The organism is Leclercia sp. EC_58, assembly GCF_019584355.1.
Lineage (GTDB): Bacteria > Pseudomonadota > Gammaproteobacteria > Enterobacterales > Enterobacteriaceae > Enterobacter.
This window is the reverse complement of the sequence record NZ_VDAM01000001.1, coordinates 29,191-45,467: the sequence shown is the minus strand read 5'-3', so window position 1 is coordinate 45,467 and position 16,277 is coordinate 29,191. Positions and strand designations below refer to the sequence as shown.

Here is a 16,277-nt window from a genome sequence, read left to right as displayed (position 1 = left end):
CATGAAAAGCATGAAACTGGAGTGGAAAAGAGGTGACTGGGCGGCGTACTTCGGGTTGATGACCAACAACCTGACGAACCTGCTGACCATGATGGGGCTGCTCATTTTTGTCGTCGGCATCCCGAAAGAGATTGTTTATGGACGTATTGCGCCAGCCTTCGGGCTGGCGGTACTGGTGGCGAGCATCTGCTATGCGTGGTTTGGTTTACAGATGGCGCGCCAGACCGGGCGTAACGATGTGACTGCACTGCCGTCAGGGCCGAGCGCGCCCTCGATCTTCACCGTCACCTTTCTGGTGCTGATGCCGGTCTACCAGCAGACCGGTGACGCGGATTTCGCCATCCAGATTGGTCTGGTGTGGTGCTTCGTGGAGGCGATGATCCTCGCGGGCGGTTCCTTCCTCGGCGAAACCATCCGCAAGATGATCCCGCGTACCGTGCTGCTCTCGTGCCTCTCCGGTCTGGGTCTGCTGCTGCTGGCGATGAACCCGATGTTGCAGGCGTTCGAAGCGCCGACGGTCTCCTTTATCGTCCTGCTGCTGATCTTCATTAACTGGTTTGGTAAAAAGCCGATCTTCGCCCGCATCCCCACCGGTCTCCTGCTGCTGATCGCCGGTACGGCACTGGCGTGGATCTCCGGCCTGCAAAGCCCGGAAGCGATCAAGGCGTCGATGTCCTCCTTCGGCTTTAACCCGCCGGAAGTGCATATCGACAGCTTTATGCAGGGTCTGCCGCACGCACTGCCGTATCTGGCCTCTGCCGTGCCGCTGGGGCTGGCGAACTACATCTTTGACCTGGAGAACATCGAAAGCGCCCACGCGGCGGGGGACGAATACCCGACCCGCAAGGTGATGCTGGCCAACGGGCTCTCGTCCATGCTTGGCTGCCTGATGGGGAACCCGTTCCCGGTGACGGTCTACGTCGGCCACGCAGGCTGGAAAGCGATGGGCGCGAGCATCGGCTATACGCTGGCCTCCGGCGTCACCATGTTTATCGTGCCGCTGTTCGGGCTGGGGGCCTTTATGCTCGCCATCATCCCGATGACCGCCATCGTGCCGATTCTGGTCTTTATCGGCGTGGTTACCGCCAACCAGGTGGTGAGGGAGACGCCCAAAGTGGAGGTACCCGTCATCTTTATCTGTCTGTTCCCGTGGATCGCCAACTGGGCGCTGACCATGATGAACAGCGTGATGGGCGCGGCGGGCACCAACGCGGCGAAAATCGGCACCGACGTGCTGCACAGCAAAGGGATTTACTACGAAGGGCTGATGCATCTCGGCAACGGCGCACCGCTCGCCAGCATGCTGTGGGGCTGTATCGCCATCTTCGCCATCATCAATAAGCCGCTTCGCGGTGCCGTTGCCGCCGCGGTCGGTGCGCTGCTGGCGCTGTTCGGGGTGATCCACGCCCCGGTGGTGGGCTTCGCCGAGGGCAGCTCGCTGACCTTTGTGCTGGCTTACCTGATGATGAGCGGCATGTTTGTGCTGAAGCATGTTCTGGATAGCCGCGAAGCGGCAAGCGCGACGTCGGGCACCGTTATAAAGGACAACGTATGAAAGAGCTTATGGTCGTTGCCATTGGTGGCAACAGCATTATCAAAGATAACGCTAGCCAGTCGATTGAGCACCAGGCGCAGGCGGTGAAAGCGGTGGCCGAGTCGGTGCTGGAGATGCTGGCTTCCGACTACGACATCGTACTCACCCACGGCAACGGCCCCCAGGTGGGGCTGGATCTGCGCCGCGCCGAGATTGCGCACGAGCGGGAAGGGCTGCCGCTGACCCCGCTGGCAAACTGCGTGGCCGATACCCAGGGCGGCATCGGCTACCTGATCCAGCAGGCGTTGAATAACCGCCTTGCCGCCCGCGGTGAGCAGAAAGCGGTCACGGTGGTCACCCAGGTGGAGGTGGATAAAAACGATCCCGGCTTTACCCATCCTGCCAAGCCCATTGGGGCGTTTTTCAGCGAGACGCAGCGCGATGAGCTGCAACGCGCCCATCCCGACTGGCATTTCGTCGAGGATTCAGGCCGCGGATACCGCCGGGTGGTGGCCTCGCCCCAGCCGCTACGCATCGTTGAGGCGGATGCCATCAAGGCCCTCACGCAACAAGGCTTTGTGGTGATTGGCGCGGGCGGTGGCGGCATTCCGGTGGTGCGTACCGAACAGGGCGACTACCAGAGCGTGGATGCGGTGATCGACAAAGATCTCTCTACCGCGCTGCTGGCGCGGGAGATCCGCGCCGACGTACTGGTGATCACCACCGGTGTGGAGAGAGTGTGCATAACTTCAGCAAGCCAGACCAGCAGGCGCTGGACACCGTCAACGTGGCGCAGATGACGCGCTACATGGAAGAGGGGCACTTCCCGGCGGGCAGCATGCTGCCGAAAATTGTGGCCTCGCTGGAATTTCTGCACCACGGCGGCAAGCGGGTGATCATCACCTCGCCGGACTGCCTGCCCGCAGCCCTGCGTGGTGAAACCGGAACCCATATTGTGGCTTAACCCTGGCGGGCTTCCCGCCCGCTGTGTGAATGCGTAAGTAAAAGGACAAGACAATGAGTGAGAATAAAAGCCGCCGGGAGTTTCTCAGCCAGAGCGGCAAAATCGCCACCGCTGCAACCGCCTGCGCCCTGTTTGGCACTGCTGGCTCCGTCGCGTATGCTGCTGACACCGCAAAAGCGACCTGCGAGACGGGCAAACCGATGAACATCACCGCGACACACTACTATCTGGACAACGTGCTGCTGGAGGCCGGGTTTAACTTTGACGGCGACGTGGCCGTCAGCACCCGCACCGAGCTGAAAACGCTGGAGATCAAGGACGGCAAAATCGCCGCCCTGCGCGACAACAACAGCCACGCCGACGCCACGCTGCCGCACTACGATGCGGGCGGCAAACTGCTGTTACCGGCGATGCGCGATATGCACATCCATCTGGATAAGACCTTCTACGGCGGCCCGTGGCGCTCGCTCAACCGCCCGGCGGGCACCACCATTCAGGATATGATCCGCCTGGAGCAAAAGCTGCTCCCGGAGCTGCAACCTTATACCCGGGAGCGGGCGGAAAAAATGATCGATCTGATCCAGTCGAAGGGCTCCACCATCGCCCGCAGCCACTGCAATATCGAGCCGACCTCCGGATTAAAAAACCTGGAAAATTTACAGGCGGTACTGGCCCGACGTAAACCCGGGTTTGACTGTGAGATTGTCGCCTTCCCGCAGCACGGCCTGTTGCTCTCAAATGCTGAAAAGCTGATGCGTGAGGCGATGCAGGCCGGGGCGCACTACGTCGGCGGGCTGGATCCCACCAGCGTTGACGGAGCGATGGAGAAATCCCTCGACCTGATGTTCCAGATTGCGCTCGATTACGACAGAGGGGTGGATATCCACCTGCACGAAACCAGCCCGGCGGGCGTGGCGGCGGTGAACTACATGGTGCAGACCGTAGAGAAGACTCCGGCGCTGAAGGGTAAGCTGACCATCAGCCACGCCTTTGCGCTGGCGACGATGAACGAGCACCAGGTGGATGAGATCGCCACCCGCATGGCGGCGCAGCAGGTGACGATCGCCTCTACGGTGCCGATTGGCACGCTCCACATGCCGCTCAAGCAGTTGCGTGACAAAGGCGTGTTTGTCATGACCGGCACCGACAGCGTGATCGACCACTGGTCGCCGTATGGCCTAGGGGACATGCTGGAGAAAGCGAATCTCTACGCCCAGCTCTATATCCGCCCGAACGAGCAGACGCTCTCCCGCGCGCTGGGTATCGCCACTGGCGACGTGCTGCCGCTGAACGATAAAGGCGAACGCGTCTGGCCGAAAGCCCAGGACGCTGCCAGCTTTGTGCTGGTGGACGCCTCCTGCTCCGCCGAAGCGGTGGCGCGCATCTCCCCGCGTACCGCGACCTTCCATAACGGGAATCTGGTGTGGGGCACGGTGGGGTGATGTTGTGCCGGGTGGCGGCTACGCCTTACCCGGCCTACAAGGTAAAAGCAAAACGGTAGCGCCAGTTACCGTTTTTAGTGTTTGCGTACTCACCCTGTGGGCTGAGGGGGAGCATGCGACTCAAGAGGGGGTTCCGTTCACCTCACGTTCCTTGCTTCTCTGATACGCCTGAACCAGTGAACGTGCCAGGGGGGCTCGCCGCCTCCCCCCTGGCAACCCCGGCTCCCGGCAAAGAAAATCGCCGCTTCGCGGTCCCCTCAGCTTATTCCTTCAGGCTTTCGGGTCGGGCACCAGCCTGCATCCCTGCAGGCTATGCCCTCTCGGCGCGTCCCTGCGCCTCGCCCCGGCCTTCCGGAAACGCTTCGGCGATTTTCAGCCGGACCAGGGAGTCGCTGTAATTTATTTATTTTAATGTGATTATTTCATTGCTTTAAAGGCAATAAAATTACCGGGGATTCCTCAGCCTTGTGGAAGAGGATTGGGGTGAGGGCATCAGGCCGCACGTTCTGTAGGCCGGGTAAGGCGAAGCCGCCACCCGGCGTTACAGATGATACCCCGACAGCCGCAACTCCCGGTCAATCCACTCGACAAACTGCTGGATCTTCCAGCTGCGCTCGTTCATGTGCGGCATCACCAGATGATGAGCGTTGATGGCGATCCCCATACTGTCCGGCAGGACCTGCACCAGCGAGCCATCGTTCAGATGATCGGTAGCCATCATCTTGCTTTCAAGAATAAATCCCAGCCCCATGCGCGCCGCCTCAAAGCTCATATAGGAGCGATCGAAGCTCAGGCTGAAGTTGAGCCAGGGCCGGTCGATATTGTGCCAGGCAAACCACTTCTCCCAGTTCACCAGGGTGCTGGTGGATGAAATCAGCGCCTGCTGTAAGAGATCCTGCGGTGACTGTACGGGGTGCTCACGCAGGTAATCCGGCGAGGCCAGCACCACCAGCGCGTCATTCTTAATGGTCATCACCCGATAGGCGTCCCAGTCCGGGATGCCGTGGCGAATATCGATGTCGATGTTATCCCGGGCGAACTGCAGGTTCTCATAAGAGCAGGTGAGGTTGAGGATGATATCGGGATATTCGGCGCGGAACTTGCCCAGGCGGCGCAGCAGCCAGGATAAACCGAAGGTCGGGGAGGAGTGTACGCGCAGCACCGCGTTCTCCTTCTCTTTGATCACCTGCTCGGTGGCGCGCCCGATGGCGCTCATTGCCGCCGAGACCTCCCGCAGATACTTCTCGCCGGTAGGCGTAAGGGTGACCCCCTTGCCGCTGCGGATAAACAGCTTTTTGCCCATCCAGGACTCCAGAGAGGCGATCTGATGGCTCACCGCCGAGGGGGTGACGTTAAGCTGCTCGGCCGCCAGGTGAATGCTCAGGGAGTTGGCGACCGCGATAAAAGACTGAATGTTTCGCAGCGAAGGGATGGGGAGCGTCTGGCGATCCTGCGCGGGCATAACCGGTCCTCCTTGAGGATGTTGCGGTAAAAAAACATAACATCCTGGCCCTGCACCGGCAATATTATTGCGGCTGAATGGATTAAACAGGATCCCCGCCACATTTTTTAAAAAACCTATATCCCCATAAACGAAGCCGTTATTTTTATGACGCGCTTCGCGAATCAAATTTATCTCAGCAATAAATGAGTTTTATTGAATGGTGTTTCAAACGTAAGCCGATATATTGAGTTCGAACGCGAAATTAAAACGACTCACGTTGTTCGAATAATGAGGTAAAACATGTCTCGTATAGAACAAGCTGTCCCCTACATAGCCACAAAAAAAACCAATTACCGCTTCGTGGTGCTGGCGTTAATATTTATTGTGTATGCCATTAATTATGCAGACAGAACCAATATTGGCGCCGTGCTTCCCTTTATCATCGATGAATTTCATATCAATAATTTCGAGGCCGGCGCCATCGCCAGCATGTTTTTTTTAGGCTATGCCCTGAGCCAGATCCCGGCGGGCTTTTTTATTGCTAAAAAAGGCATTCGCGGCATGGTGGCCCTGTCGATATTTGGCTTCTCTGCCTTCACCTGGCTGATGGGCACCGCCACCTCGGTGCTGGGGCTGAAGTTTATCCGCCTCGGGCTCGGCCTGACGGAAGGCCCCTGCCCGGTAGGGCTGGCCTCCACCATCAATAACTGGTTCCCGCCGAAGGAGAAAGCCACTGCCACCGGCGTCTATATCGCCGCCACCATGTTCGCCCCCATTCTGGTGCCGCCGCTGGCGGTGTGGATCGCCATGACCTGGGGCTGGCGCTGGGTCTTTTTCTCCTTCGCCATTCCGGGGCTGGTGATTGCCGTGCTCTGGTATCTGCTGGTGCGTACCCGTCCCGCAGAGAGCCCGATGGTCTCTAAAGCTGAGCTGGAGACCATTGTCGGGGGGCAAAACGCAGCGGAAACCCGCCGGGAAAACATCGTGATTGAACCGCGCTTCAACCGCCTCGACCGGCTGATCCGCGTGCGCGATCTGGCCCCGATAGAGACGGTGAAAGGGCTCTTTACCTCGAAGAATATTCTCGGCGACTGCGTGGCCTACTTCATGATGGTAAGCGTGCTTTACGGCCTGCTGACCTGGATCCCGCTCTACCTGGTCAAAGAGAAAGGCTTTACCTTCATGAGCATGGGGCTGGTCGCCAGCATGCCCTGCATCGGCGGCTTTATCGGGGCGATTTTCGGCGGCTACGTGTCGGACAAGCTGCTGGGGCGCCGACGTAAGCCGACCATGATGTTTACCGCCATCAGCACCGTATTGATGATGGTCATCATGCTCAATATTCCGCAAAGCACCGTGGCGGTGTGCGTGGGGCTCTTCTTTGTTGGCCTGTGTCTGAATATCGGCTGGCCCGCTTTTACCGCCTACGGCATGGCGGTAGCGGACAGTAAAACCTATCCCATCGCCGCGTCCATTATTAACAGCGGCGGTAATCTCGGTGGATTTGTTTCGCCAATGCTGGCGGGTTATCTGCTGGATAAAACAGGAAGTTTTAATTCCGTCTTTATTTATTTCGGTATTTGCGCAGCCGTTGGCTTATTAATGATCACCCTGCTGGAAGAACCGAAATAATAAATTAAACACCTCTCAATATTATGGAGTAAATATATGCTACTGAAAGATAAAGTCGCCGTTATTACCGGCGCGGCTTCCGTACGCGGTTTGGGGTTCGCCACGGCAAAACTCTATGCCGAACAGGGCGCGAAAGTGGTCATTATTGATTTAGATGCAGAGGCCAGTAAGCAGGCGGCGGCAAGCCTGGGCGAGGGGCATCTGGGGCTGGCGGCGAACGTCAGCAACGAGCTGCAGGTGAATGCCGCCATCGAGCAGGTGCTGGGCAAATACGGGCGCATCGATATTCTGGTGAATAACGCTGGCATCACCCAGCCGATCAAGCTGATGGATATTAAGCGGGAAAACTATGACGCGGTGCTGGACGTCAGCCTGCGCGGCACGCTCTTAATGTCCCAGGCCGTTATTCCCACCATGCGCGGCCAGCAGTCCGGCAGCATCGTCTGCATCTCCTCGGTGTCGGCCCAGCGCGGCGGCGGCATCTTCGGCGGGCCGCACTACAGTGCCGCCAAAGCGGGCGTGCTGGGGCTGGCGAAGGCGATGGCCCGCGAGCTGGGGCCAGACAACGTGCGGGTTAACTGCATTACCCCGGGGCTGATCCAGACCGACATCACCGCCGGCAAACTTTCGGACGAGATGAAAACCGCCATTCTGGCTGGCATTCCGCTAAACCGCCTCGGCGACGCGCAGGATATCGCCCGCGCCGCGCTGTTCCTCGGCAGCGATCTCTCCTCTTACTCCACCGGCATCACCCTCGACGTCAACGGCGGCATGCTGATCCACTAAGGAGACAGGATTATGACTGATACCACGATTCAACAGGTCGCCGCCGCAGCATGGCGCATCCGCCGCTACGCCCTGCGGATGGGTGAAGTTCAGGGGCAGGGCTATATCGGCCAGGCGCTGGGCTACGCGGACGTGCTGGCCACCGCCTTTGCCCACGGCATGACCTTCAGAGCCGATGAGCCGGAGTGGGAAGGGCGCGACCGCTTTCTGCTCTCCCACGGCCACTACGCCATCGCCTGCTACGCGGCGCTGATCGAGGCGGGCATTATTCCCGAAGAGGAGCTGGAGACCTACGGCGCCGACGACAGCCGCCTGCCGATGTCCGGCATGGCTACCTACACACCGGGCATGGAGATCTCCGGCGGCTCGCTGGGACAGGGCCTGAGCATCGGCGTGGGCATGGCCCTGGGGCTGAAGCACAAGGGGAGTGAGGCGTGGGTGGTGAACTCCATGTCCGACGGCGAGCTGGATGAGGGCTCCACCTGGGAAGCGGCGATGTCCGCCGCCCACCACGGCCTGTCGAACCTGATCGTGCTGGTGGATATCAACCGCCAGCAGGCCGACGGCAACTCCCACAAAATCCTCGGCTTTGAGCCGCTGGAAGATAAGTGGACCTCGTTTGGCTGGTACGTGCAGCGGGTCAACGGCAACGACGTGCCGGCGCTGGTGGCGGCGTTCGATAACGCGAAGCGCTATCCGGAGAATCAGCCCCGCGTCATTCTTTGCGACACCCTGATGGGCAAGGGGGTGCCTTTCCTTGAGCAGCGCGACAAGAACCATTTTATCCGCGTGGATGCTGACGAGTGGCAAAAAGCGCTCGCGGTGCTGGACGCGAACAAACCGGAAGGAGTGCAGTGATGAGCCAGACCACCGAGAAAAAACCGCGTTTAACCACCTCGGCGATGATCGCCTCAATTGCCGAAGAGGGGCAGGAGACCCGCGCCGCGCCTTTCGGCCACGCGCTGGTGAAGCTGGCGGAGCAGCGCCCGGAGATCGTCGGCATGACGGCGGATCTGTCGAAATACACCGACCTGCATATCTTTGCCCAGGCACACCCCGAGCGCTTCTTCCAGATGGGGATGGCGGAGCAGCTGCTGATGGGTGCCGCGGGCGGGATGGCGAAAGAGGGCTTTATTCCCTTCGCCACCACCTATGCGGTGTTTGCCACCCGCCGCGCCTATGACTTTATTCATCAGGTGATTGCCGAAGAGCATCTGAACGTGAAGATCTGCGCGGCGCTGCCGGGGCTGACCACCGGTTACGGCCCCAGCCATCAGGCGACGGAAGATCTCGCCATCATGCGCGGCATTCCGGGGATGACGATTATCGATCCCTGTGACGCGATAGACACCGAGCAGGCGGTACCGGCCATGGCAGATCACGATGGCCCGGTCTATATGCGCCTGCTGCGCGGCAAGGTGCCGGTGGTGCTGGACCAGTACAACTATCAGTTCAAAATCGGCAAAGCCGCGCTGCTGGAGGAGGGGAGCGATGTGCTGATTATCGCCTCCGGCCTGATGACCATGCGGGCGCTGGAGGCGGCGAAGCAGCTGCGTAAGGACAACATCAGCGTGGCGGTGTTGCACTCGCCCACCATCAAGCCGCTGGACGAGGAGACCATTCTGGCGCAGGCGGCGAAGCCGGGCAGGCTGGTGGTGGTGGCGGAAAACCACAGCAGCGTGGGTGGCCTCTGCGAGGCGGTGGCGTCACTGCTGATGCGCAACCGGGTGCATGTCGATTTTGATACCGTCGCGCTGCCGGACGCCTTCCTCGACGCCGGGGCGCTGCCGACCCTGCACGACCGCTACGGGATCTCCACCGCGGCGATGGTGGAAAAAATCCGCCGCAGGCTCTGATCCTGACCGGGGCGAGGCCGACTCGCCCCGGATATCATCAGTAACCCACCTTATAGATCCGCCCGCTCTGTACCCCTTCCACGCTGCGGCGATAGGCCTGGGCGACAGTTGCGGCGGGCACGCTTTCGAACCCCGGGAAGAAACCGTCGTAGGCTTCTGCCGATTCGGTGAGTACCGTCGGGCTAATCAGGTTGATGCGGATCCCGCGCGGCAGTTCGCAGGCGGCGGCGCGGACAAAGCCTTCCAGCGCGGCGTTTACCGTGGTGGCATTCACCCCCTGGGCGATAGGCTCGTGGGCGACGATGCCGCTGATTAACGTAATTGACCCGCCTTCATTCAGATAGTGCTGCCCGGTGAGCGCCAGCCGCACCTGGCCCAGCAATTTGTCCTGCAATCCCTGGTTAAACTCGCTGTCGGTCATGGTCGACAGAGGGCCAAAGTGCAGCCCGCCGCTGGCGGAGACAATCGCATCCACCGGACCGATCTTTTCGAACAGCGCCTGCACGCTGGCCTGCGAGGTTATATCCACCTGATGATCGCCTTTCGTACGACCCACGCGAATGACCTCATGACGACGACTTAGCTCTTCTGTAACGGCCTGACCGACCGTACCGCTGGCACCAATAATGACGATTTTCATAGCCGACTCCTCTGTGTTGTGAGCCTTGATTGTTTAACAAACCAGAGGGCGGATAAACTGGGCTAAAGTTAGATCATTATTAACCAGAGGTTTGCAATATGGATAAGCTTCGCGGCATGGAGACCTTTATCGCGGTAGTGGAGAGCGGCAGCTTTACCGGTGCCGCCGCCCGGCTGGAGATGTCGGCGGTGATGGTCGGGAAGTATATCGCCTGGCTGGAGGCGCAGCTTGGCACCCGGCTGCTGGAGCGCAATACCCGCCGCCAGAGCCTGACCGACGCCGGGCGGGTCTGGTTTGAGGAGGCAAAGCGGGTTATCGAGCAGGTCGCCATCGCTGAACGTTCGGTGGAGCGTCTGCGTACCGCGCCCGCGGGCACGCTACGGGTAACCGCGCCCACCTCGTTCGGCGGGTGCGTGATTGCCCCGCTGACCGCCACCTTTTTGCAGCGTTTCCCTGAGGTGCGCGTCGAGCTGGATCTCACTAACCGGATGGTCGATCTGGTGGAGGAGGGGGTAGATCTGGCGATCCGCATTGGCGACATCCACACCGAGGATCTGGTGGCGAAATACCTTTGCCCGTACCGGATGGTGATCTGCGCCGCGCCGGACTACTTAGCCCGCCACGGCACGCCGCAAACGCCGGACGATCTTGTGGAGCATCTTTGTCTCTCCCACACCGTCTGGACCGCGCGCAACGAGTGGCGACTGCCGGGCATGGAGGGGGAGGTGCGCTGGAAGCGCGATGCGATCCTGCGCTGTAACGACGGGTATGGCCTGCGGATGGCGGCGATTGCCGGCGGGGGATTAATGTTGCAACCGGAGGTGCTGGTGGCGGACGAACTGGCGAATGGGCGGCTTATACGCGTTTTAGAAGGTTACACACCACAACCCCGACCGGTACACCTGTTATGGCGTCAGGATCTACGTCCGTTGCCGAAACTCACGCGGTTTATTGAGCATATTATGCAGGCACAGTGCGGTTTGTAACGCCCGGCGGCGCTGCGCTTGCCGGGCCTACAAAACCTTCAGACCGTAGGCCGAGTAAGGCATCGCCGCCACCCGGCATCAGGCCGCACCAATTAAAAACGGTAACCTACGCCCACATTCCAGCCGTCGATCCCATAATCGTCGCCCAGGTCGGCCGTGGTGCCTTCGTAACCGACGTGGATCGCCAGCTCAGGCGTTGGGTTGAACTGTACGCCCGCGCCGTAAGCGAAAGAGGTGGATTTCTCATCGATGCCGTCACGCTGGGTATAGTTGTCGCCGCCGTTCACCCAGGTGGTGTGGCCGTCTGCTTTCACGCGCGCCACGCCGCCCAGCGCATACAGGGAAACGAAATCATTCAGGCGATACGCCGGGCCTGCCATCAGGGAGTAATATTTCACTTCAATGTGGTTTTTAACGGAGTCAGAGAAGAGATAATAATGCTCGTCCTGATCGCCGCTCATATAGGTGAATGAACCCATCAGGCTGACCGGGGAATCCCACTCATAGCGATACTGAACGTTCACGCCGCGGATATTTTTGAAGTCTTCAACGTTACTCTGCGCGTAACCCACAGAAACGGTCTGATTATCCGCCAGAGCAGCGCCGCTTGCCAGACTCGCCGCAACGCATACCGCCAGAGAGAGTTTTTTCATTTTCCGTAATCCTTGTTGTCATTTTTTATGTGTAATGCCACAGATCCCCATCCGTCAGGCTGAAGATATTCCACTGCAAATTAAGGCGATAAAATTGTTGGTTTTTTTGGTGGGTGATGAAATAGGGAATAATCTTAAAGGCCAGAATAGTCCTGGAATTTGCCTCCCCTATATTGGTAGGGCATCATATTTAAAGCTGATGCTTATTTTCTCTGTGGGTATTTCAACGGTGATATCGCAACCTGTCCAGGGCGCTTTAGCCTGCATCATATTATTCTGAATATAATAGTCCCGCAGGTTAACTAACAGGAGCCGAAGATGATAACTGGCGAGCTTATCCGGCACGAACCAGTCCAGGTTATCCTGCTGATCAACATAATCATATTCATATTCACAGGACTCGCCATCTTGGGCTAATTTTGCGCGAGCAATGATTTTCTTCGCCTCAGCAGGACCGGCATCAACCAGTAATTGACCAATTTTATTATGCAGATCGTCTAAGTCGCTCATTTATTTGTCCTGAAGTTTTATTTAGTGCAAGATTATTATCTGTTAATCAGCATACTTAAAATCAATCTTGATTCTGAGCGTTTCAACATCGACCGTTATTTCGCAGGCATGTCAGAACGAAGGCTGTTTTGAGGAGATGTTATTAACAAAAAATGTCCTCAGCTCAACCAGAAGGTCCAGCAAATCAGCATTGGCCTGTGCGCCTGCAGTAAACCAGTTTGTCTCACCTGAGGTGCTGTCCACATAATCAAACTCACATTTGCAGTGATCATTTTCGGGCGACAGCTCAGCACGCACGATGACGGTTGCGGCGTTATCGGGCGCAGCGGCAACTAAGACCGAGCCAATATCATTATAAATAGCCTGGGATTCGCGCATATTTTCATCCTGGGGTGACAAATCGTATTAATTAGGGCAAAGGCCGGTCGGCGCTTTAAGTGGGCCACATGCATCGTAACCGTACACCTTGTAGCCTTTACTTTTCATACAGCCTGAAATTTTTTCGTTCCTGGCAACGATCTCCTGAAGCGTTTGCTCCGGGCGGGCGCTGCCACCGTTCCAGCTACCATCATCAAGATTGGCATTTTTAGGTACGCCACAGCTATAGAGATCGGCTTTACGCTGTTCATTATCGGTGTAACCGCCTGCACCCGGCTTCTGAAACGTTTGCGCATAGCGCACGTATTGATAGTCGGTTGAATCCATATTGCCAACAACACAGCCGCTGAGCATGAAACAGAACAGGATGGGGAATATTTTCATTTGCGACTCCCTGTGATTGATAGCCATTACCTTGTCAAAATGAGCAGACATTTTCTGCGTCGGTGCTGATGCGATGCTGCCCTCAACTATGTATAGAGGCTATCGTCATAGGGTGCTTCAACCAGAATATTTTGAATTTCATTTCGTGCTTCTGACTCCCAGGCTGGGTTCATATTTGCCATTATTTCAATAAATTTTGGAAAAGCGATGCGCCTTCCATCTCTGCCTTCAACCCTGTGATCTAACTCATACTGGTATGCAATCTTATAGGCAAATTCGGAGATTATCCAATAAAGCAGCGTGTTTAAAGAGTGAGTGACTTTTCGGGAGAACTCATACCCTCTTTCTGAGTAAATATAGTTATATGAACTATTTTCGAATGAAATATAGGGAGTGCCATCGCCATAGGGAGCAGAACACAGATTAACTGAATGTTTTGGAAAGCCTGCTCGTAAAATAATTTCATTAACTTGTTTTTGTATTTCATCAATGTTGACTAACATATTATTGAACCTCACTGCACACTATTTTAACGTTAACTGGATATTGCTACCATCAGGAACGTCTCTTATTTGCAATGCAATATTGGCTCTTGCTTTCATTGCTATTGTCGATTTTTCTAAATAAAGATTATCTGGCTCATATTCGCCACCCACTACAAACGGAATTTTTGGAACCAGGCGATAGCCCGCTGGTATTGAACCATACTTCTTCTGCCATGCGTTTGCCAGTGGGTAGCCCGTTAATACCTCATAGTCTTCAAGAATATGTTTACACCATTCATTGATATCTGGAGCAAGGTAATCAAAAGCGCCTGTCTCTGGATCGAACGTGTATATGCCATCTTCTTTTAGACAAAATTGACCGCCGCAACCGGATAAGACTTTTTTCAAAAAATTAGACATTTTAGTCCTCATATTTAAAGTCAATATTAATACTGAGTGTTTCAACGTTTACCGTTACCTCACAGCCCTGCCAGAACGGCTTTTCGAGTGATTGAACGTTATCAACGAAGAAATTCCTCAGTTCGACCAAAAGATCTAAAAGTCTTGCACTGGCATCCGCTGTTTCAGTAACCCAATGCTGGTTTCCCTGTTTATCGACATAGTCATAAGTAAACTCACCGCAGTCGCTTTCAGGTTCTAACTTTGCGTTCAGAATGATTTCTACCGCATCCTCAGGCGCGATCGAAAGCAATACCGCACCAATGTCATTATAAATATCCTGGGATTCGCGCATCATTCCTCCTGACAGATAAATTAGCTCATATGAGCTCGATAGCGATGCTTAAAATAGAACATCAATACTAAATCGGTTCAAGTGATACCATCGATAACACGCCCCCTCGAACAACGCATTTTGCCAGGAGGGCAATGGGTTCACGTCTGATAGCATGCTCCCGGTGCCAGGAGAGGGAGCGTTGATGCCTAATCATCGTAGCGGAAGTCTATATTGAGTTTCATTTTTTCAATATCCAGCGTAACTTCACATCCATGCCATGCAGGGCGGCCATTGGTCAGATTGTTTTCAATATAGTAGTTGCGAAGCTCTACCAGATAACGAAGGATATCTGTATTTGCCCTTCCACCAGCCGTCAACCATTGAGTTTCATCAGCATCATCAAGATAATCATATTCATATTTACAATGATCGTTTTCCGGTGACAACTCTGCACGCATAATGATCTTTTTAGCTTCGTCGGGAGCAATACTGTATAAAACAGTACCGATATCTTTATAAATCTCTTGATCATTTCTCATTCTTTCTCTCCCGGTTCATTAATACAGGTTTTTCTATAGGGCGCTCGCCATTGATAGAGTAGCTCCAGTTCCAGAATAAACTGGAGCTATCTTAATATTGATTATTGTAACCAGAAAGGTGGAACATTTGGGCCTGATGCATTGTATTGCTCTGATGTTCTATTCACATCATCAATATAATAAGGCGCGTCGTTGAACCCTAATCTTACAGGTATATATTCATTAAAAGCTTGATAGTAAGCCTCTGAACATGTAAATGCTTCTTCAAAAGCTTTAAAGAACCGTTCAAAGACTAAAAACAAATTCCCAGCATCAAAGTTTAATCTGGAGTGATTTTTAACTATCCCAAATGTCGACCACTCAATATTATCAGGTGATATTGCTGAGAATTCATTTTTAATGGAGTCCAGCTCGTTTTTGACTTTGTAAAGCTCATCATAAGCTAAAGACCCACGGTAAAGTTTTCTCATTATCCAAGGATATTTGCTACCGTTGGTGCCGTTTTATAATAAAGAGAGCACCACATTGAAAAAACCTTTTACATCAGACGCTGGCCCAACTTCTGCAAGAGTCATCGCTGCAAGTATTCCTACATTTTTCGCGCTTATAGCGTTCATTTTCGGCCTTCACCTGCTCTTCGGCCACCTGCTCGGTGGGTTTACCCGGCACTTGCCCCGTGGCGATGTCACCAGGGGCGCTATTCTCTACAACAATCCCAGTCTGCTGACTGAGATTGTTGTTGACTTATTTATCTGCTTCTTTTTTGTTTTTTACGCTCTTGTAACCTGGCTTTAACCCAGATGCCGAAAGCAAGTATTAAGCCGCCAGCGATGCCTTTCCTTAAGGCATCACTGAAAGCTTCTCTCCAATCGAACTCAAATACACTTATTTTAAAATAAACGATTACTGAAACGATTAGATAGCTTATGAGTACCGCAATAAACAATATACTTACACATACGCAAACCAGTTTAACCAAATCCTTAATATTAAATTTTTCCATTTTTCCATTTTTCTTTTTTGCATTATTAAGTTTATCTTTAACTCTTTGCCAGCAACCCCTCCCACTGTCGCCCCCGTAGCTGCTCGGTTGCCACTTTGCCAATACTACCACCGAATATACCAGTAAACGGTGAATATTCATCTTCATTGCCAAAGTAAAAATGAATATGACTTAAGCAGTCTTTCCGAAACCCGGTAATGCTGCCAACTTACTGATTTAGTGTATGATGGTGATTTTAAGGTGCTTGCGTGGCTTCCATTTCCATCAGATGTCCTTCCTGCTCCGCTACTGAAGGCGTGGTGCGT

The 16,277-nt window shown here is 55.1% G+C and carries 18 protein-coding genes and 2 pseudogenes; 8 read left to right on the top strand and 12 right to left on the bottom strand.

Features of this window, described 5'->3' with window-relative positions:
* The first annotated feature begins 1 nt into the window (after nucleotide 1).
* The 3 genes and pseudogenes from FHC51_RS00225 to FHC51_RS00215 all read left to right on the top strand — a co-directional run bounded on the left by FHC51_RS00225 (nucleotide 2) and on the right by FHC51_RS00215 (nucleotide 3,940).
* Nucleotides 2-1,555, top strand: coding sequence for a xanthine permease (locus FHC51_RS00225; protein ID WP_220434649.1), 1,554 nt, complete (start codon nucleotides 2-4; stop codon nucleotides 1,553-1,555).
* Nucleotides 1,552-2,498: pseudogene (locus tag FHC51_RS00220) on the top strand (carbamate kinase family protein). The gene FHC51_RS00225 and the pseudogene FHC51_RS00220 overlap by 4 nt, the downstream one beginning before the upstream one ends.
* Before the next feature lie 53 nt (nucleotides 2,499-2,551).
* Nucleotides 2,552-3,940: an amidohydrolase family protein gene (locus FHC51_RS00215; RefSeq protein WP_220434648.1), complete on the top strand. Its 1,389-nt coding sequence runs from the start codon at nucleotides 2,552-2,554 to the stop codon at nucleotides 3,938-3,940.
* A 541-nt stretch (nucleotides 3,941-4,481) separates the two neighbouring features.
* Here the strand turns inward: FHC51_RS00215 and FHC51_RS00210 are convergent.
* A complete protein-coding gene (locus FHC51_RS00210) occupies nucleotides 4,482-5,402 on the bottom strand; it encodes a LysR substrate-binding domain-containing protein (RefSeq protein ID WP_103180848.1) in 921 nt (306 codons plus the stop codon).
* Nucleotides 5,403-5,684: 282 nt separating this feature from the next.
* On the opposite strand from FHC51_RS00210, the gene FHC51_RS00205 reads away from it, so the two are divergent.
* From FHC51_RS00205 to FHC51_RS00190, 4 genes are read left to right on the top strand one after another with little or no spacing between them, the layout of a single operon-like run.
* The gene (locus FHC51_RS00205; RefSeq protein WP_220434647.1) at nucleotides 5,685-7,016 is read left to right on the top strand and encodes an MFS transporter; all 1,332 of its coding nucleotides are present in this window, start codon (nucleotides 5,685-5,687) and stop codon (nucleotides 7,014-7,016) included.
* Nucleotides 7,017-7,052: 36 nt separating this feature from the next.
* On the top strand, nucleotides 7,053-7,802 hold the full coding sequence (locus FHC51_RS00200; RefSeq protein ID WP_103822634.1) for an SDR family NAD(P)-dependent oxidoreductase: 750 nt from the start codon (nucleotides 7,053-7,055) through the stop codon (nucleotides 7,800-7,802).
* Between the two features lie 12 nt (nucleotides 7,803-7,814).
* Nucleotides 7,815-8,660, top strand: a complete 846-nt coding sequence (locus tag FHC51_RS00195; protein WP_220434646.1) for a transketolase — start codon at nucleotides 7,815-7,817, stop codon at nucleotides 8,658-8,660.
* Entirely contained in the window at nucleotides 8,660-9,658 is a 999-nt protein-coding gene (locus FHC51_RS00190) for a transketolase family protein (protein ID WP_220434645.1), read from the top strand. The genes FHC51_RS00195 and FHC51_RS00190 overlap by 1 nt, the downstream gene beginning before the upstream one ends.
* A gap of 37 nt (nucleotides 9,659-9,695) precedes the next feature.
* On the opposite strand, the gene FHC51_RS00185 is transcribed toward FHC51_RS00190, so the two are convergent.
* Nucleotides 9,696-10,298 (bottom strand): short chain dehydrogenase, encoded by a 603-nt coding sequence (locus FHC51_RS00185; RefSeq protein ID WP_220434644.1) that lies wholly within the window; start codon nucleotides 10,296-10,298, stop codon nucleotides 9,696-9,698.
* Between the two features lie 98 nt (nucleotides 10,299-10,396).
* Here FHC51_RS00185 and FHC51_RS00180 point away from each other — a divergent pair, with 98 nt between their 5' ends.
* Complete coding sequence (locus FHC51_RS00180; RefSeq protein ID WP_220434643.1) at nucleotides 10,397-11,284, top strand: LysR family transcriptional regulator; 888 nt, start codon at nucleotides 10,397-10,399, stop codon at nucleotides 11,282-11,284.
* 92 nt (nucleotides 11,285-11,376) lie between these two features.
* On the opposite strand, the gene FHC51_RS00175 is transcribed toward FHC51_RS00180, so the two are convergent.
* The 10 genes and pseudogenes from FHC51_RS00175 to FHC51_RS22870 all read right to left on the bottom strand — a co-directional run bounded on the left by FHC51_RS00175 (nucleotide 11,377) and on the right by FHC51_RS22870 (nucleotide 16,113).
* A complete protein-coding gene (locus tag FHC51_RS00175) occupies nucleotides 11,377-11,937 on the bottom strand; it encodes an Ail/Lom family outer membrane beta-barrel protein (RefSeq protein WP_220434642.1) in 561 nt (186 codons plus the stop codon).
* Nucleotides 11,938-12,105: 168 nt separating this feature from the next.
* The gene (locus tag FHC51_RS00170; protein WP_220434641.1) at nucleotides 12,106-12,447 is read right to left on the bottom strand and encodes a hypothetical protein; all 342 of its coding nucleotides are present in this window, start codon (nucleotides 12,445-12,447) and stop codon (nucleotides 12,106-12,108) included.
* 111 nt (nucleotides 12,448-12,558) lie between these two features.
* On the bottom strand, nucleotides 12,559-12,825 hold the full coding sequence (locus FHC51_RS00165) for a hypothetical protein (protein ID WP_255584714.1): 267 nt from the start codon (nucleotides 12,823-12,825) through the stop codon (nucleotides 12,559-12,561).
* A 27-nt stretch (nucleotides 12,826-12,852) separates the two neighbouring features.
* The gene (locus FHC51_RS00160; protein ID WP_103822626.1) at nucleotides 12,853-13,209 is read right to left on the bottom strand and encodes a hypothetical protein; all 357 of its coding nucleotides are present in this window, start codon (nucleotides 13,207-13,209) and stop codon (nucleotides 12,853-12,855) included.
* 86 nt (nucleotides 13,210-13,295) lie between these two features.
* Nucleotides 13,296-13,712 carry an Imm63 family immunity protein gene (locus tag FHC51_RS00155; RefSeq protein WP_197080109.1) on the bottom strand — a complete coding sequence of 139 codons (417 nt, stop codon included), beginning with the start codon at nucleotides 13,710-13,712 and terminating at the stop codon, nucleotides 13,296-13,298.
* A gap of 21 nt (nucleotides 13,713-13,733) precedes the next feature.
* The gene (locus FHC51_RS00150) at nucleotides 13,734-14,114 is read right to left on the bottom strand and encodes a hypothetical protein (RefSeq protein ID WP_114385900.1); all 381 of its coding nucleotides are present in this window, start codon (nucleotides 14,112-14,114) and stop codon (nucleotides 13,734-13,736) included.
* 1 nt (nucleotide 14,115) lies between these two features.
* A complete protein-coding gene (locus FHC51_RS00145) occupies nucleotides 14,116-14,448 on the bottom strand; it encodes a hypothetical protein (RefSeq protein ID WP_103822623.1) in 333 nt (110 codons plus the stop codon).
* 188 nt (nucleotides 14,449-14,636) lie between these two features.
* Nucleotides 14,637-14,969: a hypothetical protein gene (locus FHC51_RS00140; RefSeq protein WP_220434640.1), complete on the bottom strand. Its 333-nt coding sequence runs from the start codon at nucleotides 14,967-14,969 to the stop codon at nucleotides 14,637-14,639.
* Between the two features lie 101 nt (nucleotides 14,970-15,070).
* Nucleotides 15,071-15,457: pseudogene (locus tag FHC51_RS00135) on the bottom strand (Imm70 family immunity protein); the annotation flags it as partial.
* A 260-nt stretch (nucleotides 15,458-15,717) separates the two neighbouring features.
* The gene (locus tag FHC51_RS22870; RefSeq protein ID WP_255584713.1) at nucleotides 15,718-16,113 is read right to left on the bottom strand and encodes a hypothetical protein; all 396 of its coding nucleotides are present in this window, start codon (nucleotides 16,111-16,113) and stop codon (nucleotides 15,718-15,720) included.
* Between the last annotated feature and the right edge of the window lie 164 nt (nucleotides 16,114-16,277).